The 267-nt window shown below is 49.4% G+C and carries 1 pseudogene; it reads right to left on the bottom strand.

From position 1 onward, the window contains the following. A pseudogene (locus SB771_RS34800) lies at window positions 1-141 on the bottom strand (IS4 family transposase); the annotation flags it as partial. Window positions 142-267: the final 126 nt, after the last annotated feature.

Raw genomic sequence — 267 nt, forward strand, 5'->3', positions numbered from 1 at the left:
CCCCAGACGTAGCAGAGTTGCAGCATCACGAATTTCGCGGCGGCGGGTTAGAGCCCCGGCATTACGTGCCGAAGTATCCAGTTCTTCGGGCTTACCAATATGGGCCAGAATTGCTGACCAGTTATCGTGAGAGTAATTCATCGGCACGTTAAATCATATCAGGCGTAATACCACAACCCTTAAGTTAGCGCTTATGGGATTACTCCCCGCACAACGGCTACTTCTTCGGTTCGTAAGCGAGAACAGCCTTAAACTCAATATTACGTT

The sequence above is a fragment of the Burkholderia sp. SIMBA_051 genome (assembly GCF_046534915.1).
Classification (GTDB): domain Bacteria; phylum Pseudomonadota; class Gammaproteobacteria; order Burkholderiales; family Burkholderiaceae; genus Burkholderia; species Burkholderia ambifaria.